This window comes from Enterocloster citroniae (assembly GCF_040545455.1).
Lineage (GTDB): Bacteria > Bacillota > Clostridia > Lachnospirales > Lachnospiraceae > Enterocloster > Enterocloster citroniae.
Window position 1 is genome coordinate 72,791 of record NZ_JBEPLZ010000002.1, and the last position, 24,664, is coordinate 97,454.

Annotated in this window: 23 protein-coding genes; 21 read left to right on the plus strand and 2 right to left on the minus strand. The window is 52.3% G+C overall.

Annotated features, from left to right (window positions below; all coding sequences use genetic code 11):
- Window positions 1–75: 75 nt before the first annotated feature.
- From hflK to ABID13_RS02415, 9 genes are all read left to right on the plus strand, one after another.
- A complete protein-coding gene (hflK, locus tag ABID13_RS02375) occupies window positions 76–1,146 on the plus strand; it encodes an FtsH protease activity modulator HflK (RefSeq protein ID WP_048929862.1) in 1,071 nt (356 codons plus the stop codon).
- The gene (gene hflC, locus ABID13_RS02380; protein WP_007860823.1) at window positions 1,146–2,024 is read left to right on the plus strand and encodes a protease modulator HflC; all 879 of its coding nucleotides are present in this window, start codon (window positions 1,146–1,148) and stop codon (window positions 2,022–2,024) included. The genes hflK and hflC overlap by 1 nt, the downstream gene beginning before the upstream one ends.
- 383 nt (window positions 2,025–2,407) lie before the next feature.
- Entirely contained in the window at window positions 2,408–3,667 is a 1,260-nt protein-coding gene (locus ABID13_RS02385; RefSeq protein WP_048929861.1) for an MFS transporter, read from the plus strand.
- A gap of 22 nt (window positions 3,668–3,689) precedes the next feature.
- Window positions 3,690–4,874, plus strand: coding sequence for a CaiB/BaiF CoA transferase family protein (locus ABID13_RS02390; RefSeq protein ID WP_007860821.1), 1,185 nt, complete (start codon window positions 3,690–3,692; stop codon window positions 4,872–4,874).
- A gap of 5 nt (window positions 4,875–4,879) precedes the next feature.
- Window positions 4,880–5,665 carry an SDR family NAD(P)-dependent oxidoreductase gene (locus tag ABID13_RS02395; protein ID WP_007860820.1) on the plus strand — a complete coding sequence of 262 codons (786 nt, stop codon included), beginning with the start codon at window positions 4,880–4,882 and terminating at the stop codon, window positions 5,663–5,665.
- Between the two features lie 33 nt (window positions 5,666–5,698).
- Window positions 5,699–6,751: a zinc-dependent alcohol dehydrogenase gene (locus ABID13_RS02400; RefSeq protein ID WP_007860819.1), complete on the plus strand. Its 1,053-nt coding sequence runs from the start codon at window positions 5,699–5,701 to the stop codon at window positions 6,749–6,751.
- Between the two features lie 110 nt (window positions 6,752–6,861).
- Window positions 6,862–8,250, plus strand: a complete 1,389-nt coding sequence (locus tag ABID13_RS02405; RefSeq protein ID WP_007860818.1) for a hypothetical protein — start codon at window positions 6,862–6,864, stop codon at window positions 8,248–8,250.
- Window positions 8,247–9,536, plus strand: coding sequence for a CaiB/BaiF CoA transferase family protein (locus ABID13_RS02410; protein ID WP_007860816.1), 1,290 nt, complete (start codon window positions 8,247–8,249; stop codon window positions 9,534–9,536). Before ABID13_RS02405 ends, ABID13_RS02410 begins: the two co-directional genes overlap by 4 nt.
- 77 nt (window positions 9,537–9,613) lie before the next feature.
- Window positions 9,614–10,522 carry a LysR family transcriptional regulator gene (locus tag ABID13_RS02415; RefSeq protein WP_007860814.1) on the plus strand — a complete coding sequence of 303 codons (909 nt, stop codon included), beginning with the start codon at window positions 9,614–9,616 and terminating at the stop codon, window positions 10,520–10,522.
- Between the two features lie 18 nt (window positions 10,523–10,540).
- Here the strand turns inward: ABID13_RS02415 and ABID13_RS02420 are convergent, their stop codons facing one another.
- Window positions 10,541–10,939 carry a PaaI family thioesterase gene (locus ABID13_RS02420; RefSeq protein WP_007860813.1) on the minus strand — a complete coding sequence of 133 codons (399 nt, stop codon included), beginning with the start codon at window positions 10,937–10,939 and terminating at the stop codon, window positions 10,541–10,543.
- A 260-nt stretch (window positions 10,940–11,199) separates the two neighbouring features.
- Here ABID13_RS02420 and ABID13_RS02425 point away from each other — a divergent pair, with 260 nt between their 5' ends.
- The 7 genes from ABID13_RS02425 to ABID13_RS02455 are packed head-to-tail and all read left to right on the plus strand — an operon-like array spanning window position 11,200 to window position 17,686.
- Window positions 11,200–12,384 carry an acyl-CoA dehydrogenase family protein gene (locus ABID13_RS02425; RefSeq protein WP_007860810.1) on the plus strand — a complete coding sequence of 395 codons (1,185 nt, stop codon included), beginning with the start codon at window positions 11,200–11,202 and terminating at the stop codon, window positions 12,382–12,384.
- A gap of 15 nt (window positions 12,385–12,399) precedes the next feature.
- A complete protein-coding gene (locus ABID13_RS02430) occupies window positions 12,400–12,579 on the plus strand; it encodes a hypothetical protein (RefSeq protein WP_040415186.1) in 180 nt (59 codons plus the stop codon).
- On the plus strand, window positions 12,543–13,685 hold the full coding sequence (locus ABID13_RS02435; RefSeq protein WP_007860809.1) for an acyl-CoA dehydrogenase family protein: 1,143 nt from the start codon (window positions 12,543–12,545) through the stop codon (window positions 13,683–13,685). The genes ABID13_RS02430 and ABID13_RS02435 overlap by 37 nt, the downstream gene beginning before the upstream one ends.
- A gap of 14 nt (window positions 13,686–13,699) precedes the next feature.
- Entirely contained in the window at window positions 13,700–14,488 is a 789-nt protein-coding gene (locus tag ABID13_RS02440) for an electron transfer flavoprotein subunit beta/FixA family protein (RefSeq protein ID WP_007860807.1), read from the plus strand.
- A 15-nt stretch (window positions 14,489–14,503) separates the two neighbouring features.
- Window positions 14,504–15,505, plus strand: a complete 1,002-nt coding sequence (locus ABID13_RS02445) for an electron transfer flavoprotein subunit alpha/FixB family protein (RefSeq protein WP_007860805.1) — start codon at window positions 14,504–14,506, stop codon at window positions 15,503–15,505.
- 8 nt (window positions 15,506–15,513) lie between these two features.
- A complete protein-coding gene (locus ABID13_RS02450; RefSeq protein ID WP_048929860.1) occupies window positions 15,514–17,136 on the plus strand; it encodes an AMP-binding protein in 1,623 nt (540 codons plus the stop codon).
- Between the two features lie 4 nt (window positions 17,137–17,140).
- Window positions 17,141–17,686, plus strand: coding sequence for a hypothetical protein (locus ABID13_RS02455; protein WP_007860796.1), 546 nt, complete (start codon window positions 17,141–17,143; stop codon window positions 17,684–17,686).
- A gap of 63 nt (window positions 17,687–17,749) precedes the next feature.
- Here ABID13_RS02455 and ABID13_RS02460 read toward each other — a convergent pair whose 3' ends face one another.
- Window positions 17,750–18,679 carry a LysR family transcriptional regulator gene (locus ABID13_RS02460; protein WP_007860795.1) on the minus strand — a complete coding sequence of 310 codons (930 nt, stop codon included), beginning with the start codon at window positions 18,677–18,679 and terminating at the stop codon, window positions 17,750–17,752.
- Between the two features lie 83 nt (window positions 18,680–18,762).
- Here ABID13_RS02460 and ABID13_RS02465 point away from each other — a divergent pair, with 83 nt between their 5' ends.
- The 5 genes from ABID13_RS02465 to ABID13_RS02485 all read left to right on the plus strand — a co-directional run bounded on the left by ABID13_RS02465 (window position 18,763) and on the right by ABID13_RS02485 (window position 24,659).
- Window positions 18,763–19,212 carry an Lrp/AsnC family transcriptional regulator gene (locus ABID13_RS02465; RefSeq protein WP_007860794.1) on the plus strand — a complete coding sequence of 150 codons (450 nt, stop codon included), beginning with the start codon at window positions 18,763–18,765 and terminating at the stop codon, window positions 19,210–19,212.
- A gap of 36 nt (window positions 19,213–19,248) precedes the next feature.
- Window positions 19,249–20,100: an aminotransferase class IV gene (locus tag ABID13_RS02470; RefSeq protein WP_048929859.1), complete on the plus strand. Its 852-nt coding sequence runs from the start codon at window positions 19,249–19,251 to the stop codon at window positions 20,098–20,100.
- A gap of 79 nt (window positions 20,101–20,179) precedes the next feature.
- Window positions 20,180–21,145: an FAD:protein FMN transferase gene (locus ABID13_RS02475; RefSeq protein ID WP_040415728.1), complete on the plus strand. Its 966-nt coding sequence runs from the start codon at window positions 20,180–20,182 to the stop codon at window positions 21,143–21,145.
- A gap of 120 nt (window positions 21,146–21,265) precedes the next feature.
- Window positions 21,266–21,688 carry a GtrA family protein gene (locus tag ABID13_RS02480; RefSeq protein WP_007860791.1) on the plus strand — a complete coding sequence of 141 codons (423 nt, stop codon included), beginning with the start codon at window positions 21,266–21,268 and terminating at the stop codon, window positions 21,686–21,688.
- Between the two features lie 25 nt (window positions 21,689–21,713).
- Window positions 21,714–24,659 (plus strand): YfhO family protein, encoded by a 2,946-nt coding sequence (locus ABID13_RS02485; RefSeq protein ID WP_048929858.1) that lies wholly within the window; start codon window positions 21,714–21,716, stop codon window positions 24,657–24,659.
- Window positions 24,660–24,664 lie beyond the last annotated feature (5 nt).

The following is a 24,664-nucleotide window of genomic DNA, read 5'->3' on the forward strand; positions in this document are numbered from 1 at the left end:
ACTGAAACTACTTTGTTGCAATTAATGGAGTAGAGCAATGTTCCAACACGCTCTGGTAAAAGAGAGGAGATACATATGAGTTTTTTCATGGGAAAAAAGTTTGTGGGCTTTGGAGGAAAAGGCTCACAGAAAGGACCGCAGAAAGGACCGGAGGTGGTCTTTGACAGCGGGGAGGACGGCAACCGGAAGATGAAGCGTATGCTGCGTCCCATTAAGTTTGGTATTTTAGTGGTATTTGTGGCAATTGCGGCCCTGGATTCCTTCTATACCCTGTCTGAGAACGAGATGGCGGTGCTCACCACCTTTGGCAGGCCCTCCAGCGTTATGACCTCGGGACCTAAGTTTAAGTACCCATTTATCCAAAAGGTTTATAAGATGTCCAAGGAGATCAAAGGGATGCCCATTGGATATGACTCTGATTATAATACGGAGTATCCGGCTGACAGCGAGAACAATCCTGTCTCCCTGCCCTCTGAGTCCGAGATGATCACAAAGGATTTCAACTTTGTAAATGTGGATTTTTACATTGAGTACCAGATCGTGGATCCCATCAAGGCATATATCAACAGCGATACGGCCATTTCCATTCTAAAGAACCTGGCCCAGTCCTATATAAGGGATACGGTGGGATCCTACAGCGTGGATGAGGTGATCACCACGGGCAAGTCCGAGATACAGGCCAAGGTAAAGTCCCTCTTATCAGAACGCCTGGAGCAGGAGGACATAGGGATCGGCATTGTCAATGTGACCATACAGGATGCGGAACCGCCCACCGAGGCGGTGAACAATGCCTTTAAGGCAGTGGAGGACGCAAAGCAGGGCATGGACACCAAGATCAATGAGGCCAAGAAGTACCAGTCAGAGCAGCTTCCGGCCGCTAATGCAAAGGCGGATAAGGCTGCCAGGGACGCGGAAGCCTACAGGCAGCAGCGTATCAGTGAAGCCGAAGGCCAGGTGTCCCGCTTTAACGATATGTACGAGGAGTACGCAAAGTATCCCCTGATCACCAAGAAGAGGATGTTCTATGAGACCATGGAGGAGCTTCTGCCAACCCTGAAGGTGATCATCAATGGCTCTGACGGAACCCAGACCATGCTGCCCCTGGATTCATTTGTCAGTGAAAATCAGAACGGAGGTGCCCGGTAATGAAAACCCTAGGAAAATTTATGAGAAATATTGGGATCGTGGTGGTGATCCTGCTTGTGGCCACCATATTTAATCCGATCGTTGTGACCAGGGCCAATGAATACAGCCTGATCATCCAGTTTGGAAAGGTGGTCCGGGTGGAGGAGGCCGCGGGGCCATCCCTGAAAGTGCCTTTCCTGCAGTCTGTGCAGAAGATACCCAGGTACAAGATGATCTCCGACCTGTACCCCAGCGATGTCACCACCAAGGATAAAAAGGTGATGACCGTGGATTCCTTTGTGATCTGGGATATCAACGATCCGGTGAAATACCTCTCCTCCCTAAATGCCAGCAAGGAAAAGGCAGAGGTCAGGCTGGGGAATGTGGTCTACAACTCCATCAAGAACGTGCTGAGTTCCACCAACCAGGCGGATATCATATCAGGCAGGGACGGCGACCTGGCTAAGACCATAACTGATAATATAGGAAGCGCCATGGATTCCTACGGCATCCATATCTATGCCGTGGAGACCAAGAAGCTGGACCTGCCTGATTCCAACAAGGAATCGGTTTACCAGAGGATGATCTCTGAGCGAAACAACATTGCGGCCCAGTACACGGCGGACGGAGACTACCAGTCTTCACTGATTAAGAATGAGACGGATAAGACTGTGAAGGAAACCATAGCAAAGGCCGATGCGGAGGCTGAGAAGATCAAGGCCGAGGGCGAGGCAAAGTATATGCAGATCCTCAGCGAGGCCTACAATGATGAGTCCAAGGCGGATTTTTACAATTATGTCCGCTCCCTGGACGCCCTGAAGGCTTCCCTGAAGGGGGATAACAAGACCGTTATCCTGAATCAGGACAGTGAACTGGCAAGGATATTATCCGGGAACTGATTCAAAATATTTATATGAAGAAACAGAGCGCATTGGCGAGGGATTGCCAATGCGCTTTTTGTTGCTTTAAATGACAGCATAAAATAAACCTGATAAGCCGGCTGAAATTATGTGCAAATAATATAAAAATGGACAAAAATATGGAACAAAATAATGCATAACTTATATACGAAAAGGTCCACATATAGAAAATACCTATTAAACATGCACGAAACCACCATTGCAATCAATTGGATATGTATAACAATCGGCTATATAATAAAGACAACCTAAGATTGCAGTTCATCAAATATACCACCCCCTGGCATATAATGCAATCCCCGGGAGATATCTGAGCAGTGATTGTTAAAAAAATAACAAAACGTATTAAAGGAGGGTGTTATATGGCAACAGCACAAGATTACAGCTTAAGAAAGAAGGTATTTGCAGCAGCCTGGGTGGTCATTTTTGTGGCGGCAGGGATTTCGGCCTATTCCGTGTTTAAGGCATCCATCATGGAAGCCACAGGTGGGACGGACAGCCAGATATCCATTGCATATACCATACAGCAGCTGTTTGCGGCCACGCTTGGGATTTTTTCCGGCAGGGCGGTTGACAAGATCGGGCCAAGGATCGTGATATACCTGGGCGGCTTTCTTTATGGGTTTGGATGGCTTGTGGGAGGACTCACCACCTCAGTGCCCATGTTTTATCTGTTTTTCGGCGTGGTCAATGGAATTGGTTCAGGACTTATCTACAACTCCTCGGTTGCCACGGGCCTTAAGTGGTATCCGGAAAAGAAGGGGACCATGTCGGGACTGCTGCTTATGTCCGCATCCATAGGGCCTTTCCTGACTTCCAGGTTCGGGGAGATTTTGTGCAACGGACTGGGGCTTGGAGCCAAGGGCTTGTCGGTGATCGGGGCAGCCTACATTGTTCTTGTGTGGGCAGTGGGCTGGATCATGACTGTTCCGGGCAAGGACTGGGTGGCGCCTCCCATACCTGCTTCTGTCACAAACACGGAAAAGGCGGACCGGGAGTACGGACCGTTTGATATGTTAAAAACACTGCGGTTCTGGATGATGATTGTGCTCATGTGTCTGGCCAGCATGACGGGGATCATGTTCGTGGGCGCGCTTTCAGGGATTGCCCAGGCCCAGCTGGGGGTGGGGACCGCGGCTGCCTCATGGATCGTTGGTATCAGCGCATTGGCAAACTTTGTGGGAAGAATGGGCTTTGGCCGTGTCTGCGACAGGCTGGGTGAGGCCAAGACGGTTTTGATCATCCTTGTGGTCACTATTTTGTCCCTGTTTGTTATGAGAAATGCGTTTACAATCCCTATGTTTATTGTCTGTCTTATATTTATCGGCGCTGCCTTTGGCGGAGTCCTTGTCTGTTTCCCGCCTTTTACACAAAAGGTATTTGGAATGGAAAACAGCGGGGTCAATTACGGGATCATGTTTTTGGGTTATGCGTCCGGTTCTTACTTCGGCCCCCAGATCGCGGCCAAGACAAAGATGCTGGGACCGGATGGGGCGGTGATGGCCACCTCCTATGCCAATGCCTACAGCATTGCCATTGCAGTGGGGGTTGCGGGAATTGTGGTATGCTTCCTTCTTATGTATGTAAAAGACCGGTATGCAAAGCAGGCAAAAGCCGCATAGGGAAGAACAGGAGATGGAAACAATGAAAAAAAACGAATTTTCAGGACTGACAGTGCTGGATCTGTCCCGGTACCTTCCCGGGGGATACGCCACCCAGGTCCTGGCCGACATGGGAGCGGAGGTCATCAAGGTGGAGGATACGGCGAGGGGGGATTTCTGCCGCTATGATGAGCCCGGGATCAATGGGGTGAGCTATTATTTTACAGCACTGGGCAGGAATAAGAAAAGCCTGTCCGTCAATTTGAAATCAGACGAAGGAAAGGAAATTTTTTACAGGCTGGCAAGAAAGGCTGACGTGATCCTGGAGAGCTTTAGGCCGGGGGTCACCAACCGTCTGGGGATCGGATACCAGCAGATCAGGGAGATAAAGCCGGATATCATATACTGTTCCCTGTCCGGATACGGGCAGTTTCATCCCAGCAGCCTGAAGGCCCTTCATGATATCAACATGCAGGCCCAGTCCGGATACCTGTCCCTGAACGGGGGAAAGACCAGCCCGCTGCATTTGTGCGACCTGGCCAGCGGAATGGTGGCGGCCCAGGCCATACTGGCGGCCCTTTACCAGCGCAGTGTGAGCGGCAAGGGGAATTATATCGACATTTCCATGTTTGATTCCTTTGTGTGGTGGAACAGTATGCTGGACAGCCGCTATTACTTTTACGGGCGTCAGCTGGAGGCCAAGGACCTGGAGTATCCGGCCGTGTGCTACAACATCTACGACACATCCGATGGCGGGAAGATAGCGGTCGGAATGGTGGAGGAGAAATTCTGGAAGGAATTCTGCCGCCTTACGGACGCGCCGGAGCTGGTGCCTGTCCAGATGTGCCGCAGGCATGAGGCGCCGGAAGCATTTGCCAGAATGGAAGGGATCATGGCTTCCAAAACACTGAAAGAGTGGGAGGAATGGCTGGGTGACAAGGACCTGTGCATGGCTCCGGTCCTGAACAAGGACCAGGCTGTCTCCAATATATTAAAGCAGGAAAATGGGCTTATTGAGTATCACACCTTCCCTGGTACAGGCAAGGTACTGCAGACAAATATCCCCCACAAAATGTCAAACCTTCCCCTGTCCCTGGATGAGGCGCTGCCTCCGCCGGTACTGGGAGAGCATACCCTGGACCAGCTGACAGAACTGGGATATACCGGGGAACAGGCTAAGGAACTGGCAGAAAAAGGGGTTATTAGATTATCAATAAAGGAGGAATAGACGATATGGGTAAGAATTGGTTCAGCGTTGACCCAAGGGAGCACCTTGGGGGGAAAGTAGCAATCGTAACAGGCGGAGGAACCGGAATCGGGGCAGCCTGCGCCGAGACCCTGGCGGCAGCCGGAGCAAAGATCGTTGTGGCGGCCAGGAGAAAGGAGAAGCTGGAGGGTACTGTTGCAGCCATCAGGGAGGCAGGAGGAGAGGCGGTCGCGGTGTCCGCGGATGTTACCAAGCAGGAGGATATTGACCGGATCGTGGCTGAGACCCTGAAGGCATATGGGAGGATCGACATCCTTGTATCCAATGCAGGCATGGCTCTTCCCAGGTGCCATACCTTTGATTTTACCAGGGAAGACTGGCGCAGGATCTTTGATCTTAACCTGGATGCGGGGTATTTCCTGGCACAGGCGTGCGGCAGGGAGATGGCTAAGACAGGAGGAGGACGGATCGTGTTCATGACCTCCCAGAGAGGCATTTCCGCCATGCAGAACATTGCCCCATACTGTATTACCAAGGGCGCTGTGATGGCCATGATCAAGGCGCTGGCCATTGACCTGGCTCCTTATCAGATCAATGTAAACGGCGTAGCGCCCGGCTATGTTATGACGGACATGGTATCCGGCCTGCTGGCCGATGAGGCGCGCCTTAAGAACGTGCTGGATAAGACCCCCCTGGGGAAAATGGGAACCACGGATGAGATGGCTGCTGCAGTGCTGTACTTCTGTCTGCCACAGTCATCCTACACAACAGGACAGACCGCTATTTTGGACGGAGGATGGTCCTGCCAGTAAACCGATGTTTAAAAATTGAGAGGAGATAATAATATGAGCGAAACAATGGCAGCAATTATCAAAACAGCCCCAAAACCAGGATGTATGGAGTATGTAACGGATTTTCCAAAGCCGGAGATCAAGGAAGACGAGATCCTGGTGCAGGTAAAAGCCTGCGGTATCTGCGGCACGGACCACTCCCTTTACGGATGGAACGAAGCCATTGCCAAGAACTATAACATTCAGTTCCCAGGCATATTCGGACATGAGTTTTCAGGCGTTGTGGCTGAGATCGGGCCTGCAGCCCCAAAGAACTTTAAGATCGGCGACAGGGTGGTGGTGAATCCGGTCCTGTTCTGTAACGTGTGCTCTTACTGCGCAAAGGGACAGATCAATATCTGTGATAACCGTCCGTTCTATGGAACAGACCTTCCGGGGGCGTTTGCAGAGTATGTGGCGATCCGCGGCACCAACCTGATCCCCCTTCCCGACAATGTATCCTTTGAGGAGGGCGCTCTTTTGGAAGCATTGGGCGTGGCTATCAATGCAGTGGACCGCGTCAATCCCCAGATGGGCGACTGCGCAGTTGTGCTGGGATGCGGGGCCATCGGCCTTCTGATGCTCAAAGTGCTTAAATACATAGGGGTCGAAAAGGTGATGATCACCGGACTCGGCATTGATAAAAAGCGCCTGGCCCTTGCAGAGAAAATGGGCGGGATTCCCATTAACTGTGATGAGTGCGATCCGGTGGAACGTGTAAAGGAACTGACCGGCGGACGGGGCGTACAGGTGGCTTTTGATGCGGCAGGTAACGCCCGTGCCGTGGAGCAGGGCGTACAGATGCTGGCTAAGAACGGAAAGATCGGCATTTCCGGCCTTCCAAAGGAAAAATCCACACTGGATATGACCACCATCTCCATGCGCCAGTTAAGTATCATCGGCAACAGGGCATATGAGAGAAAGACATGGTTCCAGGGACTGGATATGATGGCCAACGGACTGGATATCAAGGAGATCGGAAGCCATACCCTCCCATTCTCGGAATTTGAGAAAGCAATGAAGATGCTGGACAACAGGGAAGGCCTGAGGATCATTTTGGTTCCATAAGGATCAGGGGTATTGGGAAAGACTGCTTGTAAAAGGCCGGGAGGCACATTGCCTGTCCACGCCTCCCTGAGGGGGGCGTCCCGGCCAGATACCAGACTGGAGGGTTACATATGTCAGTGTTAAAAAGAGAATATGGAAAAGAGCAGCCTTACATAGGATGCGGCATGTTTAAGATCAGGCTGCCCTTGATCCATTTTCGTTTTACCGGGCCGGAGGCAATCACCGGCCTTTGCAACAGCGTCACCTCCCTGGCGGCCATTGCCACCCTGGTGGGGATACTGGGGATTGAAGACCGTCAGGCGTGGGCCGTGATCGTGTTCAGCTGCCTGGCTTACTGTCTTCACTGGCTGTTGGGGGACGCCACGGTGGGAGGCTGGATCACTCCGGCCCTGGCCCTGGTCATTGTATATCTCAACGGGTATGGGGAAGGGATCCCAAGGATGCAGGCCATGTGCGCCCTGCAGCTGGAATTGGCTGTTATCTTTATTGTGCTGGGTGTGACCGGAGGCGCCAGGAAGATCACCGGTATGGTGCCGCCCTCCATCAAATCAGGGATTGTCATGGGGACGGCTGTCACGGCGGCCTTTAGCCAGTTTAAGGCAGGGGCAGGGTTGTACACTTACCCTATTACCATTTTTGCCGGTTCCATGGTGGTGTTTTACTTCATGTTCAGCACCTATTTTAAAAAACATTCAGACCGGATCCATCTGTTTAAGATCATGGGCCGGTTTGCATTTGCCTGCGGAGTGTTTGTCTGTCTTCTGGTGGGAGCCGTCACCGGGGAGATCGATTATTCTTCCGTCAGTTTTTCCCAGGTCCTGGCAGTTCCTGATTTTGCAGGAGCAGTCAGATCCATGTCGCCCTTTTTTATCGGCTTTGCGCCCCTAAGGATCTGGCTTCAGGCGCTTCCCATTGCTTTTGTGGCCTATATTATTGCCTTTGGTGATTTTATTACGGTCAAGCAGCTGGGGATGGATGCCGCCCGCGAGGATGAGCTGGTGGATTACAACACAAACAGGACCAATGTGGTGTGCGGACTGAGAAACCTGTTTCTGGGGCTTCTTACCCCGTTCCCTCCTCTGGGCGGTCCCATGAGCGCCCCCTATGCGGTTTCCACCTTCCAGCGCTATAAGAATTCAGGGCGGGAGGGCATGGACAGCATCTGGGACGGATACGGAACCAATATGATCCTGGCAGTGCTGGGCCTGTTCTGTTATCCCCTTTACCTGGTGGCCCTGGCCGGGTCCGGTGCGGTTCTGGCAGTGCTGGTAATGATCCAGGGCTATGTGTGCACCCAGATCGCCGTATCCCTTTCAGGGGATAAGACAGACTTGGGAATTGCCGGTATGATGTCGGGCGTCATGGTGGCAAAAGGAGGCGCATGGGGAATCGGGATCGGGATCCTTTTGTATTTTCTCCTGTGCGGTCCGGAAAAGATCAGGAAGGATTACCAGTTTAACCTGCAGAAACAGAGAGAAGAGGATGAGGTGTTGCAATGAATGGATTAGAGGGAATCAAGGTAGTGGACCTGACCGCCTATGTGGCGGCGCCTGCCTGTCCGCGTATTTTGGGAGAGATGGGGGCCACGGTATATAAGATCGAGCCCTTTACAGGAGATGAGCAGCGCACCCAGGGAGCCAGCTGGGGGATGAAATCCAAAACGGAATTTGACGACCAGGCATATGACCTAAGCTCCATGAATAAACAATGGCTCAGCGTAAACTTAAAAACCGCCCAGGGGCTGGAGTTTGTGTACCGGCTGATCGGGGATTCAGATATTGTTGTCACCAGCTTCCGGGATAAGGCCCTTAAAAAGCTGGGGCTGGATTATGAGACACTGAGTGAAAAGTTCCCCCACATTGTCTTTGGACAGATGCGGGGATATGGGGAGAGAGGGCCTGAGAAGGATTCCAAGGGCTTTGATGCCACTTCCTATTCCTCCAGAGGCGGCCTGGTCATGGCCTTTCCGCAAAAGGGGGAACACTTTGAGCCTGCCAACGTACCTGTGGCCTTTGGGGACTGGAACGCATCCGTGGCCCTTACGGCCGGGATCTTGGCAGCCCTGGTGCGCAGGCTGAGAAGCGGTGTGGGAGATAAGGTGGTGGTAAATCTGTACCACTGCGCCGTATGGGGCATGTCCAGCGCCGTGGCGGTTTCGCAGCAGGGGGGAGAGTATCCGCGTTCAAGGAAAGAAGTGCCCTGTCCCACCAACAACTGTTACCGATCCAGGGACGGCATTTGGTTTTTAATGTGCTTTGGCCATTACAACAAATATTTTGAGCTGGTCATGAGGGTCATGGGGCTGGATCATCTTATTGGAAACAAGGAATACGACACCCTGGAGGTGCTCAACGAGACTGGGAACAATGTGCAGATGATCCGGTGGATGGAAGAGGCCTTTGAAAAACAGGATTTTGCCTATTGGGAAAAGGCGTTTAAGGAAAACGACATCCCATTCCAGAAATGTTTTACCATGGACGACATTTTAAATGACCAGGAGGCCTATGACAACGACATCCTGAGAAAGATCCCTTATGATTCCCTGGGGGAAGTCAGCGTGCCCACCAGCCCCATCCGCCTGAAAAGCGTGGGGGATCCTGTCCTTGTAAGATCCAGACCCATTGGGGCGGATACCAGGAGGGTGATGGAGGAATACGGTTACAGCCGGGAGGAGATCACATGCCTGGAGCAGGCCGGCGCTGTCAAATGCTATGACGGCCCGCCGCTGCCGGAAAGCGTCACAGCCCCCAGCTACGGACCGGGATTTTCTGAAGCAGGAAACTGAAAAAAGGGGTTTTTGCCCTGCCGGAACATGGGCAAGGCAAAAGCCCTCAAGGCGCTTTAAAAAGGAGGTATTTTGTAATGAACCTTTCACAGCTTTATTATTTCCGCAAGCTGGCTGAAGTACAGCACTATACCAAGGCGGCCCAGGAGCTTTACATCACCCAGCCCAGCCTCAGCGCCTCCATCCTGTCCCTGGAGCGGGATCTGGGCATTGACCTGTTTCAGCGGGAAGGGAGGGGAGTGAAGCTGACCAAGTATGGGCGGGACTTCTACGTCCATGTGTGTAAGGCCCTGGTTGAACTGGAAGTTGGGATCGACAATGCAAAGGAAAATTCCGGAACCATAGGAGGTATGATCGATGTGGCCTGCATCCCCACCCTTTGCGGGGATTTTCTGCCCAGGTCCATTAACAGCTACATGCAGGAGTGCAATCCCACGGTCAAATTTAATGTGTTTAACGGCATGACCCCGGCCATTGTGGAGGGGGTCCGCTCGGACGCGTATGATGTTGGATTCTGCTCCATGTCGGAGGGGGAGACGGACCTGTGCTTTACCCCCATTCTGTCCCAGGAGTACACGGCCATTGTCAATAGTACCCATCCTCTGGCTGCCTTTGAGGGCAAGCCCATGAAGCTGGAGGATCTGGAGCCCTATGAGATCCTCACCTATCCGGAGAACAGCCCTGTGGGAAGGATCATAAAAAAGGAACTGAGAAAGCATAACCTGAAAGCCACCCACTATGGCTATGATGAAACCACCATTGGGGGATATGCCGCCATTAACCAGGTGGTTGCCATTGTGGCCGACACCCCGCTTTTAAAACAGTTTGACAACCTGGTCCACCTGGATGTGAAGCTGGAGGCAGAAGCCAGACTGGTCTATATGGTGTACCACAAGAACAATTACCTGACCCCGGCCGTGAAGAATTATATCCAGCATGTACTGGACAGAGGCCCGGAATTTGGCGGGGTATCCACCCTGGCGTAAGCTGTCCCGGGACAGGACCTACACCGGGTCAAAGAGGAACATGGTAAAGGTGGCGTCCGCCACCACTTTTCCCTCCGGGGTGGTGACCCCAACGTGGTGGATGACGGTCCGGCTCCCCTTGTGCACCGCGTCCGCCTGCACATACAGTTTTCCGGAGTTCACGCTTTTGATAAAGTGGATACAGCCCTGCTGGGTCACGTTGGACACCTCGTAGGCATAGGTGGCCATTCCTGCGGCCATGTCACAGAGGGCGAAGATCAAACCGCCGTGAAGATTGCCGTAAAGATTCAGGGCGGACGGATGAACGTCCCAAGCGATTTTGGCATGGCCCGGCGCGATTTCCAGGATCTGGACATGCTCCAGCCCTTCCAGGGATTGGACATGACGCCTGATGCCCTCCAGTATTTCCTGTCTCATGTGAATCATTACCTCCTGCCTTTGAATTGTTATGATTTGGATTGGGATAAATGTATCATATTACCCATTGTGATGGAGACAATATAACACATAAAGGTGAAGTGCACAATAGAAAAAAGATATGATAGACATAATCTATAGATTGTGCACAAAAGTGAGGAAAAGGACGATTGGATATGTGGATCAGATTATATTATAATGGAAACATCAAGAGATTGTTAAAAAATTGATAAAACAATACAGCAAGGAGGAATCACCCTATGAGTAAATTATCACCCCAGCAGTTCCAGGACTATCTGATGCAGATCCGGGCGCTTGCCGAAGGCCCGCTGGAAGAGATCCAGAAGGAAGTGGAAGTGACCAACAAGTTTCCCCAGGAGTTTTATGACCTGGCCATTGAGAATGATCTATACCGGTGTGCACTGCCCGAGGAATACGGCGGATACGGGCTGTCGGAACTTGAGATCCTTCAGGTCCAGGAGGAGTTTTCCAGGGGCCCGGGCGGAATGAGGATGCATCTCCACTATGCAATGGATCTGAACTGGAGAATCCTGGATGATTATGGAAATGAAGAGCTGAAAGCGGAGTATATGCCTAAATTCCAGGATAAGTCGGTCTTTACCTGTTTTGCCCTGACCGAGGCAGCCGGCGGCACCGGCGCCGACCTGCACACCACAGCGGTAAGAGACGGAGACAGTTACATACTGAACGGGGAAAAGACACTGATCTCCCACACGGACTGCTGTGAGTTTGCTTATGTGATCGCAGTGACCAATCCGGAGTCCGACAAGGCCGACCGTTTATCCGCTTTCTTTGTTCCCATGGATGCTCCCGGATTTGAGGTCATTAATATGCCTCATATGATGGGATGCCGGGGAGCCGGACACGGGGATCTTAAGTTTACGGACTGCCGCATTGACAAGAAATACCTGTTGGGAAAGGAAGGACAGGGACTTGAGATCGCCCTTCACTCCCTGTCTGTTTCCAGGGCCCATATAGCGGCCAGCAACCTGGGAATGGCCCAGAGGATGCTGGAAATGTCCTTAAAGTACGCGGCTGACCGTGTAACCTTTGGAAAACCCATCATCACACGTCAGGCGATCAGGATGAAGATCGCCAACATGCAGATGAATATCCATGCCCTGCGCTGTATGGTATATGATTTTGCCAGGGATTACGAGGTGGAGGCAGAGGGACCGTACATTGAGGAAAAGGCTGCCATGTGTAAGCTGTTCAGCATTGATACCGTAAGGCTGGTAAGTGACGAGATGCTGGAGATCTTTGGCGGCGTGGGATACTTTGAGGACAATCCTTACGGGCCTGTTGAGCGCATGTACCGGGACTGCCGCGCCATGTGGCTGGAAGAGGGCGCTCCCACCGTGCAGCGCATCACCATTTCAAAGAGTGCAGTTAAGTTCGGCGGTCAGGTCAAGTATGTGATCTAACCGGACGGCCCTGGGATGTGGCCCAAAAGATCCCGTGGGAGCAGGGCAGCCAGCCAGGATGAACAGCCGGATCTGGCTGCCCTGTCCTCTTATTCCAACAGTGTGGGAAACGGAATAGGGAAGATGTCTCATTATAACGAGAAGGAAGGGGAAAGAAAATGGCATTACTGTATACCGAGGAACAAAAAGAACTGATCGCCCTGGTACGGGATATGGCAGAGCATGAGATCAAGCCTTTTGTTCAGGAAGCGGACGAGAAGGGCGAGTGCCCCAGGGAATTGTTTGACTGGGGATTTAAGATGGGCCTCCACATGCTGGAGATTCCGGCCCAGTACGGCGGAACGGGTCTGAGCTATGAGACCACGGCCATGATTTTTGAGGAGCTGGCAAAGGTGGATGCCGGTTACGCGATCACATTTGTCACCACGTTTGTGGCCCTGCGCAACGTGATCCTGGCCGGAACACCGGAGCAGGCCCAGTACTTTGCGGATATTATAAACAGGGGGAGCTTTGCGGGCTTTGCCCTGACCGAACCCAATGCAGGTTCCGATCCTGCGGGCATCAGGGGAACGGCTGTGGCGGACGGTGACGAGTACGTGCTTAACGCCACCAAAACCTTTATAACCAACGGAGCCCTGTCCGATATTTACGTGGGCTTTTTTAAGACCGATCCGGAAGCCGGACACAAGGGGATTTCCGCCTTTATCATTGACAGGGATACGCCGGGAGTTTCCGTGGGCGCCCATGAAGACAAGATGGGGCTCAGGCTGTCCAACACAACGGATCTGATCTTTGAGAATGTGAGAGTGCCAAAGAGCCGTATGCTGGGGCCGGAGGGCTCAGGCTTTAAGCTGGCCCTAAATGCACTTAACCTTTCCCGGGCCTTTGTGGCAACGCTGGCCGTGGGCATTATGCAGAGGGCGCTGGATGAAGCCGTAAAGTACGCAAAGGAGCGCAAACAGTTTAACACTCCCATTATCAAATTCCAGATGGTCCAGGCACTTCTGGCCGACATGGCCATTAAGGTGGAGGCGTCCAGATGCCTTGTGAACAATACCATGAAGCTGATGGATGCGGGAAATCTGGTGCAGAAGGAAGGCTCCATCACCAAGACCTTTGTGACGGACTGCGCCCAGGAGGTCACCTCCAATGCGGTCCAGGTATTTGGAGGATACGGCTACAGCAGAGAGTATCCGGTTGAGAAGCTGATGCGGGACGTAAAGGTATTCCAGATTTTCGAGGGAACCAACCAGATCCAGCGCATGACCATAGCAAATGTCCTGAACAAGGAATACAAATAAGAAGGGGGTTCACGATGAAGATTGTTGTATGTGTAAAACAGGTTCCGGATACAACAGAGATTAAGATCGATCCGGTAAAAAATACATTGATACGTACCGGCGTTCCCAGCATTTTAAATCCCTTTGACAGAAATGCGGTGGAGACGGCGCTTCAGCTAAAGGATACATACGGCGGAGAAGTGACCGTACTTTCCATGGGGCCGCCTCAGGCCAAAGCCGTACTGAGGGAAGCCCTTTCCATGGGCGCTGACAGGGCGTATCTTATCACGGACAGGGCCTTTGGGGGCTCCGATACCTATGCCACCAGCTATATATTGTCCAGCGCCATCCGGCATCTGGGACCCTTTGATGTGGTACTGGGAGGAAAGCAGGCCATTGACGGGGATACGGGCCAGACAGCTCCCAGCATTGCGGAGCATCTGGGGATGATCCGTCTTACCTATATTGTCTCCATGGAGATCCAGGGGGACAAGGTGATCGCAAAACGCCAGGTGGAAGAGGGCGTGGAGGTGATCGAGGCAAAGCTTCCCGTGCTGTGCACCGCCACCAAGGAAACGAATAAGCCGCGTTACGCCACCATCAGAGGAAAGCTGGAATCCCTAAAGGCTGAGATACCGGAGCTGACCCTGGAGGATATGAAGGATATTATAGATACTGCCAAAATAGGATTAAAGGGTTCGCCCACCAAGGTTAAGGCAACCTTTACCCCCAAGCGCACGGCTGACGGGGTATATATAGCAGGCGGTCCCCAGAGCATGGCGGCATCGCTTCTCGACTGCCTGGAAGAGTCAAAGGTATTGTAGAAAGGGGGAAGAATCATGGGTTTTGAACAATATAAAGATGTATGGGTGTTCATTGAATGTTTTGAGGGAACCCCCAAGAATGTGGGACTGGAGCTTTTGGGCCAGGGCAGGAAGCTGGCGGAAGGCCTGGGACAGCAGCTGTGTGCAGTGGTCATTGGCAAAGAGGTGGAGAACGCGGTCCAGGCAGCGGGGATCTACGGCGCGGATAAGATCTATGTGGTGCAGGGGGATGAGTATGACCATTATTCCGCGGACGGATACGGGTATGCCTTCCTGGAGCTGTGCAAAAAGTATGATCCCAACACCATCCTGGTGGGAGCAACGGTCAATGGAAGGGATCTGGGCTCCAAGCTGGCGGTGAGCCTGCACACCGGGCTGACTGCGGATTGTACGGCCCTCAGCGTGGAAGATACAGGGAACGTGGTGTGGGAGCGCCCTGCCTTTGGAGGAAACCTGTACGCCCAGATCCTCTGCAGCGAGACACGCCCGCAGATGGGGACCGTAAGGCCCGGGGCATTTAAAAAACCGGCTCCCCTGGCTGAGAGCCGGGCCAGGATCATCCGCGAGGAGATCCATGCGGACCATATCCGCACACAGGTGATCCAGTTCATACAGGCATGTACGGACGGCACCATCCCGGTGGGGGAGGCGGATGTGATCGTTTCCGGCGGCCGCGGAATGAAGAACTCGGAAAACTTTGCCATCCTTAAGGAACTGGCCGACCTTTTAGGCGGCACGGTGGGCTGTTCCAGGGCAGCGGTGGATTCGGGGTGGATGCCCCAGTCCAGGCAGGTGGGGCAGACCGGCTCCACTGTGACTCCCAAGCTGTACATTGCCTGCGGAATCTCCGGGGCAGTGCAGCATGTGGCAGGCATGAGCGAGTCAGGAACCATAGTGGCCATTAACAAGGATGCCTCAGCCCCCATATTTGAGGTGGCGGATTACTGTCTGGTAGGAGATCTGTTTGAGATAGTCCCTGCCCTGACCAAGGAGTTAAAAGCCAGGAAGCAGGCCTGAGGATCGCGATGGATGGAATGAAGACAGACCAAAAGCAGATGGAGCATTACCTGAAAGAGGGATATTGGAGCCATGAAACCCTGTTGGACCGCTTTGTTCAGATCACGGAGCGGTTCCCGGACAGGGAATATGTGGTGGACGACAGGGGAAACCGCTGTACCTACAGGGAGATGGATATCCTGTCCTCCAAAGTGGCTGCCTACTTAAGGGACATGGGAGTGGAGACCGGGGATTGCGTATCCTTCCAGGTGCCCGTGTGGAGCGAGTTCATTGTCATTGCCTTTGGATGCATGAAGGCCGGCGCCGTAATGCACCCCATTGCCATGTGCTATGAGGAACCGGACCTGATCCACGCCATGAACAAAGCCGATACAAAGATCTTTTTCGGCACTGCCTGGTTTCGCGGCAAGGATTATGAGGCAAGGTTTCAGTCCGTAAGGGAAGAGATAAGGACTTTAAAACATGCGGTATTCCTGGATTCTCTGGGACCGGTAAAAGGCGGGTTTACCACGTACGGTGAAATCCTAAAAACGTACCCGCCCCTTCCGCCCCGGGAGTACGGCCGGATGGACGGCCTGGACGTGGCCCTGATCCTGGGCACTTCGGGTACCACGGGTAATAATAAGGGCGTGATGCTGACCCACAGCAATATTATATTCAGTGAGGAACAGTTTAACAGGGAGCTTGGCCTGGATGAAACGGATATCATGTTCATGCCGGCGCCCCTAAACCATGCCACCGGTTTTCACCACGGCATCATCGCCCCCATGCTTTTGGGGGCAAAGGTAGTGCTTCAGCAAAAGTTTAAATGTCCTGAGGCCATAGAGCTTATGAACCGGGAAGGGTGTACCTATTCCATGGGATCCACTCCATTCATCTACGATATCCTAAACTGCCTGGAACAGCAGGGGGGAAGGGTCAAAACCCTGAAGTTTTACCTTTGCGGCGGCGCGCCCGTACCGGAGAATATGGTGAAAAGGGCCGCAGCCTTTGACATACGTCTGTGCGAGGTGTACGGATCCACGGAGAGCGTGCCCCATGTGTTTGTCAGGCCCCAGGAGGCGCCCGCCCTTAAAAAAAGTACGGCAGGACGCCCGCTGAAGGGGATCGAGGTGCGGGTGGTGGATGAGCAGGGAAGGGATGTAAAGCCGGGGACCATTGGCGAGGAGATATCCAGAGGTCCCAATGTGTTTGTGGGATATCTGAAGGACCGGGAGGAAACGGACCGGGTTTTAAAGGATGACGGATGGTTTTACAGCGGCGATCTCTGCGTCATGGATGATGACGGCTGCATACGCATTGTGGGAAGAAAAAAGGATATGATCGTAAGGGGCGGGGAGAACCTGAACTCCAATTATATTAATGACGCCATAGAGGGATGTCCCGGCGTGGCGGACCATGCTGTGATCGGAATGCCGGATGAGCGGCTGGGGGAGCGGATCTGCGCCTATGTGGTGCCCGGGGAGGGGGAGCCGCCGGATCTGGGGCAGATGCTGGCCTATATGAAGGAAAAACACGTCCCCAAGCGTTTTTGGCCGGAACGTTTGGAATTGATCGGCAGAATACCGAGAACAGGGAGCGGGAAGGTAAAGAAATATCTGCTGCTGGAAGACTTAAAACAGAGGGGGTGAGACGGTGAAGGAGCAGGTGTTTGGCCCCAGAAGGAGCAGGGCTGCCAGAAAACCTTCTGTCCAGTGCCCCAAGGTCATATTCTACCGCTGTGAGGTCTGCGGCAGCATCTGCCAGCGCACGGGCTGGGCGGAAACAGAGTCCGGGATCAGCTGCTGCGGTGAGGAGATGGAGGTATTGGTCCCTGTCTCCAGCCGGGACCTGGGCAGCGCCGGCTCCATGAGCTACCGGATCGTGGGCGGCTATAATGACAATGCGGTCCAGGTATTCTTTCACATGGAAAAGGGCTATGAGTTGGAGTGGCTCTATCTGAGAACATTTACCGGAGGTTATATGAAATACATCATGCCCGGAAAGCGTCCGCCCTGCGTGTTTGCCCTGGCGGACGAGGATGCATTTTCCTATTGTGATGAAAGCCCGTGCCTGGAATGCACCTTCTGGTGCAAACGGGGCTTTGTGGTCTACGGCTACGTGAAGGGACTGGGGCTTGTGGAAATGCCTCTGGACCAGGTTTCGCCTTATTGGCAGTCAGGGGCAAAAACAAAAGGCTGAGTACTGTACGGCACAGGCACACAAACCGGCAGGCCAAGAGCATGGTCACGGCGTGACCACCGGCTACTGTACGGACAGGCGGCTGATCATACGTGCCAGGCAGTGAAGAAATTCGTTCTCATCCCTGGAAAAACGGTATCCGCTCCTGTAAATAAGCAGGTCCTTGTGTACGTTGCCCGGATAGCTGCAGGGCTTTTGGATCAGGCCCGTGGCCTCCAGACAGCTGTAGGGAACAGGGGAGGTCCACATGTAAGTGCCCGGAATCTGCCGCAATATTTCAAACTGGCTGCCTCTGTCATAGATGGAAATGGTTTTACGTGAATTTCCGCCTGTGGCAGAGGCATCTTGTGTTTCAAAGGTAAAGGAGGGATTTTGTATATCACCCTGGACCACCTCCATGCAGTCGGCAAAGTCCAGATAGGTAAGATGTTCCCTGTCAGCCAGCGGGTGGCCGGCGGACATGAGTACATTGCAGGAAAACTCCCACAGCTCCTTCCAGTCCAGGTTCTCATCCTGGAGCATTTTCATGTAATAGGATTCGTAGAGGGCCTGACACCGTATGATCCCCAGGTCAAAGCTTTTGGAGGACACGCCGCGTATGGTATCCCGGGAATTGGTCTCTTTGTAGCCAAGGCTCACGGAGGGGAATGAACGCATGTCCTTTAAGTAGTCTGTAAACGCATAGGAAATATAGGTGGCCCTGGGCACACTCAGACTGATCTCCAGGGTGCGCTCGCTGTTCTTGACGCACAGGGATTCGATCTGCTCCTCCTGGACCAGGATGGCTTTGGCGTAGCGCAAAAACTCTTCCCCCCGTTTGGTGGGAACCATCCCGCGGCTGGTGCGGTCAAAGATGGGACAGCCCAGATCCCTCTCCAGCTCCCGTATGATCTTGCTCAGGTGAGGCTGGTTCATATAGAAGTTTTGGGCCGCCTTTGTGATGGACCCTGTTTTTTCCACTTCAACAGCATATTTTAAATAAGAAAGATTCATATACAACTCCTGGAATTTTTGTGTTATTATATCAGTATATATCAGAACAACGAATTTGAAAAGGAAAACAGCAGGGGGTCATCATGGATAAGATCGACTACAAAATATTGAATATACTGAAAGAAAATGGACGGGAGACAGCATCGGATATCAGCAAGGCCATTCATTTATCCGTGTCAGCTGTGCTGGACCGCATTAAGAAGATGGAGGAGGCCGGGATCATCAAGGGATATACGGTGAGGGTGGATTCCAAAGCCCTTGGCAATGATGTGACGGCTCTGATGGAGATCAGCCTGGAACATCCAAGGTTTCACGATTCTTTTACCGAAGTGATCATGGGCCATCCCAACATCCTGGACTGCTATTATCTCACAGGGGATTATGATTTTGTGATCAAGATCACCTGTGCCTCATCAGATGAGCTGGAGAGCATACACAGGACCATCAAAAGCCTTCCCGGTGTCTCGGCCACCAGGACCCATTTTGTATTAAAGGAGATCAAGAACGTGTACTCAGCTATTCCTGAGCTGTAGAGCGTGCGTATATGAGGAAAAGGAGATCAGAATGCAATGAAGACACTGGGGTATTACAATGGAACATATGATGAGATCCATAAGATGACCATACCCATGAACGACCGGGTATGCTGGTTCGGAGACGGGGTGTATGACGCAGGCCCCTGCCGCAATTACAACATATTTGCCCTTGACGAGCATGTGGACCGCTTTTTTAACAGCGCGGGCCTTTTACGGATACAGATGCCCTGCACCAAGGAAGAACTGAAAACACTGTTAAAGGATCTGGTTAGGGAGATGGACACCGGCGACCTGTTTGTATATTATCAGGTTACAAGGGGGACGGCTGTGCGCACCCATGAATTTCCCGCAGACGCTCCGGCTAACCTCTGGGTCATGTTAAAACCCCTTCCCTCCCCGGAACTCACTGAGAAGATCAAGCTGATCACCGTGGAGGATACCCGTTTCTTCCATTGTAATATAAAGACCCTGAACCTGATCCCCAGCGTCATGGCTGCCCAGAAAGCCAGCGAGGCGGGATGTAAGGAAGCTATTTTCCACAGGGGGGACCGTGTGACGGAATGCGCCCACAGCAACTGCCACATTTTAAAGGAAGGAATCCTGTACACGGCTCCCGCGGATAACCTGATCCTTCCCGGCATTGCAAGGGCCCACCTGATCAATAACTGTAAAAAATTAGGGATTCCTGTAAGCGAGACTCCCTATACCCTTGAAGAACTGATGCACGCCGATGAGGTCCTGGTCACCTCCTCCACCAAGTTCTGCTTGTCTGCCAGCGAGGTGGACAAAAAGCCGGTGGGCGGAAAAGCGCCTGAGCTCCTTAAGAGGATCCAGGACGCTGTCCAGGCCGAGTTCATAGAGCAGACCGACCCTCATCTTGACTAATACACATCACAGTGATAGAATGTAAAACATGAAAAATACAGGATTAAAAACAATTGCATGGGTGTGTTCCCTTATATTAATAGGTACGGCTTGGCTGGCAGGATGCAGCAGAAAGAACGCAGATCCTGTCAGTCGGTCGTCTTTTTTGTTAAATACATTCATAACCGTTACCTTATATGATACCCAGGATGAAAAGCTGTTGGACGGCTGCATCCAGCTTTGCTCCGACTATGAAAAGCTTTTAAGCAAGACCATGGAGGGAAGCGAGATATACAGGATGAACCACAGGCAGCCCGGGGACCGGGTGTTTACGGTTTCGGAAAAGACGGCCAGGGTCCTTGCCAAGGGGCTGGAGTACAGCCGTATCTCAGGGGGTGCGTTTGATATTACCATTGAACCCTTAAGTTCTCTGTGGGATTTTACCGCAAAAGATCCACGGGTCCCTGCTGCAAAGGAGATCCAAAAGGACCTTCCCAAGGTAGGATACCAGAATATCCTTTTGGAGGGGGATCAGGTCACCTTTTTAAATGATGACACCACCATAGACCTGGGAGCCATAGCCAAAGGCTATATTGCAGATGAGATGAAGGCTTATTTGGAAGAAAATGGTGTAAAAAGCGCTGTAATCAACCTGGGCGGAAACATCCTGTGCGTGGGAGGGCTTCCAGGGGGAAGGCCCTTTAAGATCGGTCTTCAAAAACCCTATGCCACCCACACGGAGACCGTGGCTGCCCTGAAGATCACGGGAATGTCTGTTGTATCCTCCGGTGTCTATGAGCGCCACTTTATCCAGGATGGGATCAACTACCACCATATCCTGGATCCGCGGACCGGCTATCCCTATGAGAACGGCCTGGTCCAGGTCTCCATTATTTCACCCAGGTCCATAGACGGGGACGGACTGAGCACCACCTGTTTTGCTTTGGGACTGGAAAAGGGCAGGGAACTGATCGAGTCCATGGAAGGAATCTACGGCGTGTTCATCACCCAGGACGGCGGGCTCCACTATACGGACGGCGCCGAAGACTTCCTATATAATGAATAGAGGATACAGGGGAAAGCGCCGTTTCCTTCAGGTTTTATGACATCTATTCCCCTTTACAATTCAACCCCTCTACCATATAATAGAAGGCGTACTTGAATGAAAAAGAACCAGGAGTAAGAAATGCTGCGTAAAATATGGGAAAAATGCGTGAATTACGAGACTGTGAGCTACCTGATCTGCGGTGTATTGACCACGGCGGTGGACTTTGCCGTATACACGGTTTTAAGAAACGTGGATGTAGGAGTGGGGGTGTCCCAGGCATTGTCCTGGCTGGCAGCTGTTTTGTTTGCCTATGTGGTGAATAAGCTGATCGTATTCCGCAACTATAACATGCGTCCCTCCTACCTTGCCAGGGAAGTGGGGACATTTGTGGCAGCCCGGGCTTTTTCAGGCGTGGTCACATGGGTCCTTATGGTGGTCATGGTCAGACTGGGGGGAGACAGGGGATTTATATATGAACTGTTCTGTAAGTTCACATCTTCTGTGATCAACATGGTCCTGAACTATGTGTTCAGCAAGCTGTGGATATTTAAAAAAGAATAAGCCTGAGTAGAGAAAGGTGACTGTAATGGAACGTGAAGAAATCGAACGGGTTGAACAGGAACTGGATGCAGTTCTGAAGCTTGTGCAGCCGGAACCGCCCATGCAGGATAAAGTGCCGGAAACGGAACATAGGACACATAAGAAACAGGCGGAGGAGGACTCCGCAAAGGAACAGAAGAGAAACAGCCCCCAGGAAGAAGCATGGAAAGAGTATGCCTTTTCCGAGGAGGATGAGATTGGAGTACAGATCATGCCCAAAGAAGCTTCCGGTGAAGAAGAGATGTATTTTGATGAACAGCCCCCTTCCCAGGAAATCCTGCCGGAGGATTTTGAGACAGATCCCCGGTGGGATGAAGGGGACGAAGGGGATGAAAGAGAAGAGACAGAAGAAAGAGATGGACAGGAAGAAAGAACCTTGAGGAACCAGCGATGGGAACGGAAACGGGAATGGGCGGAATCCGGCAGGCCTAAGAGGACACTGCGGCTGCTGAAACCTTCCGATGGACTGGTGGCGGCCTTTTTTGTGCCGGTTATTGTAATGATCATCATATTTGCCCAGAGAGGCATCTTCCCCTTTGGGGAGGAAAGTTTTTTAAGGACAGATATGTATCACCAGTATGCCCCGTTTTTTTCCGAGTTTCAGTACAAGCTGACCCACGGGGGAAGCCTGCTGTACAGCTGGGATATCGGCATGGGAGTGAATTTTTCCGCCCTTTATGCCTATTATCTGGCAAGCCCGGTCAACTGGCTTTTGATCCTCTGTCCCAAGCAGTTTATTATTGAGTTCATGACACTGATGATCGTGCTTAAGATCGGACTGTCGGGACTGAGTTTTGCATGGTATCTGAAAAAGCATTTTGGCACAAGGGACTTCGGCGTGGGGCTTTTTGGCATCTTTTATGCGCTCAGCGGCTACATGGCTGCCTACAGCTGGAATATCATGTGGCTGGACTGCATCCTGCTGTTTCCGCTGATCCTTCTGGGTCTGGAGGCACTGGTAAAGGGAAAGAGCGGCCTTTTATACTGCATTACCCTGGGGCTCTCCATTCTTTCCAATTACTATATATCTATTATGATATGTATTTTTATGGTCATCTATGTCATTGCCCAGATGATCATCAACCCGCCGGGGGGACTGTGGGCGTTTGTGAAGACCTGCCTGCGCTTTGCGGTGTATTCCCTGCTGGCAGGAGGGCTGGCCGCAGTGGTGCTGCTGCCGGAGATCTATGCGCTGCAGGCAACGGCTTCCGGGGACTTTGATTTCCCCAAGACGGTTTCCTCCTACTTCTCCATCTTTGACATGGTTGCCCGCCATATCGGGAACGTGGGGACGGAGATCGGGCTGGACCACTGGCCCAATATATATTGCGGCGTGGCCGTGCTGATGTTCTTCCTCCTCTATCTGGGAAGCAGGAAGGTCGCTTTCAGGGAAAAGGCAGTGTACTGCAGCCTTTTGCTGCTGTTTTACGCCAGCTTTTCCACCAATGTGCTGAACTTTATATGGCATGGATTCCACTATCCCAACAGCCTTCCCTGCAGGCAGTCCTTTATCTACATTGCCCTGATGCTGTTCATGTGTTATCAGGCGTACATCCACCTGAAGGAAACCTCCTGGAAGCACATATGCCTGGCCTTCTGGGGAGCTGTCATATTTGTGCTGCTGGCTGAAAAGCTGGTGGACAATTCAGAGCAGTTCCACTTTTCCGTGTTCTATGTGGCGGTTTTGTTTATTGCAGCCTATGCAGGGCTGATCTACCAGTATAAAAAGGGCAGATGGAGCCTGGACGCCATCATACTGACAGCCCTTGCAGTGGTTGCCGTTGAGGCGGCTGTGAATACGGCGGTCACCAGCGTCCCCACCACCAGCAGGACCGCTTATGTAAAGGATAATAAGGATGTGGAGGAACTGGTGTGGAACCTGAAGCCGGATACCTTTTACCGGGTGGAGAAATCCGACAGGAAGACCAAGAATGACGGAGCCTGGATGAATTTCCCCTCCGTATCCCTGTTCTCTTCCACTGCCAATGCATCCCTTTCAGACTTTTTCCGTCTTCTCGGATGCGAGAGTTCTACCAATGCCTACAGCATCACGGGAAGCACACCCCTGGTGGACAGCCTGTTCTCCGTACTTTACGGCCTGTATCCCGACCAGCAGCCTGCATCCAGCCCCATGGACCAGGAAGCGCGAAAGGGCGGTGTGTGGCTTTATAAAAACAGATATACCCTTCCTGTGGCCTTTATGCTGCCAAAGGATGTGGAGGAAAACTGGATCATTGATTCAGGGAATCCGGCGCTGGTGCAGAATGATCTGTGCGATGTGCTGGGTACCGGCCGCGTGCTTGTTCCCAATGAGAGTGTGACAGAGGGAAAGAAGCTTTCCTTCACAGCCCAGGAGACCGGGGATTATTACGTATATGTGACCAACAAAAAGGTGAAGGAAGTCTCTGTTGTAATAGGCGAGCATTCAGAAAGCTTTGACAATGTGGACCGGGGATATTTCCTGGAACTGGGCTGTGTTACAAAGGGACAGGAAGTAAACCTGGAATCCAGGGATGACGGGAATCCCACCCTTCAGGCAGAGGTGTGGCGTTTTGATACCCAGGCCCTTAAGTCTGTTTATGAGATCATGAATGCAAACCCTATCACCCTTACAAGCTGGGCTGATACAAAGCTTAAAGGCACTGTTACAGCCAGCCAGCCGGGGGTGATGTACACCAGCGTCCCATATGATAAGGGCTGGAGTATCCTGGTGGACGGTGTGCCGGTAACGCCCAGAAAACTCTTTGACACCTTCCTGGCCGTGGACCTAAGCCAGGGCACCCATGAGATTTCTATGACCTATGAGCCGGAGGGGCTTCGCACAGGCGCATGGATAACAGGGGCATCGGCTGCAATCCTGGGCTGTATTGTACTGGCAGGCTGTTTTAAAAAGAATCAAAAAGATAAGAAATCCAACAAAGCGAGGAGATAAAAGCC

What these genes read in the sequence shown, in the direction of transcription:
- ABID13_RS02425 (WP_007860810.1), top strand. Translation starts at nt 11,200, where the DNA reads ATGAGTAAATTATCACCCCAGCAGTTCCAGGACTATCTGATGCAGATC.
- ABID13_RS02450 (WP_048929860.1), top strand. Translation starts at nt 15,514, where the DNA reads ATGGATGGAATGAAGACAGACCAAAAGCAGATGGAGCATTACCTGAAA.
- ABID13_RS02465 (WP_007860794.1), top strand. Translation starts at nt 18,763, where the DNA reads ATGGATAAGATCGACTACAAAATATTGAATATACTGAAAGAAAATGGA.
- hflC (WP_007860823.1), top strand. Translation starts at nt 1,146, where the DNA reads ATGAAAACCCTAGGAAAATTTATGAGAAATATTGGGATCGTGGTGGTG.
- ABID13_RS02445 (WP_007860805.1), top strand. Translation starts at nt 14,504, where the DNA reads ATGGGTTTTGAACAATATAAAGATGTATGGGTGTTCATTGAATGTTTT.
- ABID13_RS02435 (WP_007860809.1), top strand. Translation starts at nt 12,543, where the DNA reads ATGGCATTACTGTATACCGAGGAACAAAAAGAACTGATCGCCCTGGTA.
- ABID13_RS02410 (WP_007860816.1), top strand. Translation starts at nt 8,247, where the DNA reads ATGAATGGATTAGAGGGAATCAAGGTAGTGGACCTGACCGCCTATGTG.
- ABID13_RS02440 (WP_007860807.1), top strand. Translation starts at nt 13,700, where the DNA reads ATGAAGATTGTTGTATGTGTAAAACAGGTTCCGGATACAACAGAGATT.
- ABID13_RS02460 (WP_007860795.1), bottom strand. Translation starts at nt 18,679, where the DNA reads ATGAATCTTTCTTATTTAAAATATGCTGTTGAAGTGGAAAAAACAGGG.
- ABID13_RS02385 (WP_048929861.1), top strand. Translation starts at nt 2,408, where the DNA reads ATGGCAACAGCACAAGATTACAGCTTAAGAAAGAAGGTATTTGCAGCA.
- ABID13_RS02415 (WP_007860814.1), top strand. Translation starts at nt 9,614, where the DNA reads ATGAACCTTTCACAGCTTTATTATTTCCGCAAGCTGGCTGAAGTACAG.
- ABID13_RS02400 (WP_007860819.1), top strand. Translation starts at nt 5,699, where the DNA reads ATGAGCGAAACAATGGCAGCAATTATCAAAACAGCCCCAAAACCAGGA.
- ABID13_RS02390 (WP_007860821.1), top strand. Translation starts at nt 3,690, where the DNA reads ATGAAAAAAAACGAATTTTCAGGACTGACAGTGCTGGATCTGTCCCGG.
- ABID13_RS02420 (WP_007860813.1), bottom strand. Translation starts at nt 10,939, where the DNA reads ATGAGACAGGAAATACTGGAGGGCATCAGGCGTCATGTCCAATCCCTG.
- ABID13_RS02395 (WP_007860820.1), top strand. Translation starts at nt 4,880, where the DNA reads ATGGGTAAGAATTGGTTCAGCGTTGACCCAAGGGAGCACCTTGGGGGG.
- ABID13_RS02430 (WP_040415186.1), top strand. Translation starts at nt 12,400, where the DNA reads ATGTGGCCCAAAAGATCCCGTGGGAGCAGGGCAGCCAGCCAGGATGAA.
- ABID13_RS02480 (WP_007860791.1), top strand. Translation starts at nt 21,266, where the DNA reads ATGCTGCGTAAAATATGGGAAAAATGCGTGAATTACGAGACTGTGAGC.
- ABID13_RS02470 (WP_048929859.1), top strand. Translation starts at nt 19,249, where the DNA reads ATGAAGACACTGGGGTATTACAATGGAACATATGATGAGATCCATAAG.
- ABID13_RS02485 (WP_048929858.1), top strand. Translation starts at nt 21,714, where the DNA reads ATGGAACGTGAAGAAATCGAACGGGTTGAACAGGAACTGGATGCAGTT.
- hflK (WP_048929862.1), top strand. Translation starts at nt 76, where the DNA reads ATGAGTTTTTTCATGGGAAAAAAGTTTGTGGGCTTTGGAGGAAAAGGC.
- ABID13_RS02405 (WP_007860818.1), top strand. Translation starts at nt 6,862, where the DNA reads ATGTCAGTGTTAAAAAGAGAATATGGAAAAGAGCAGCCTTACATAGGA.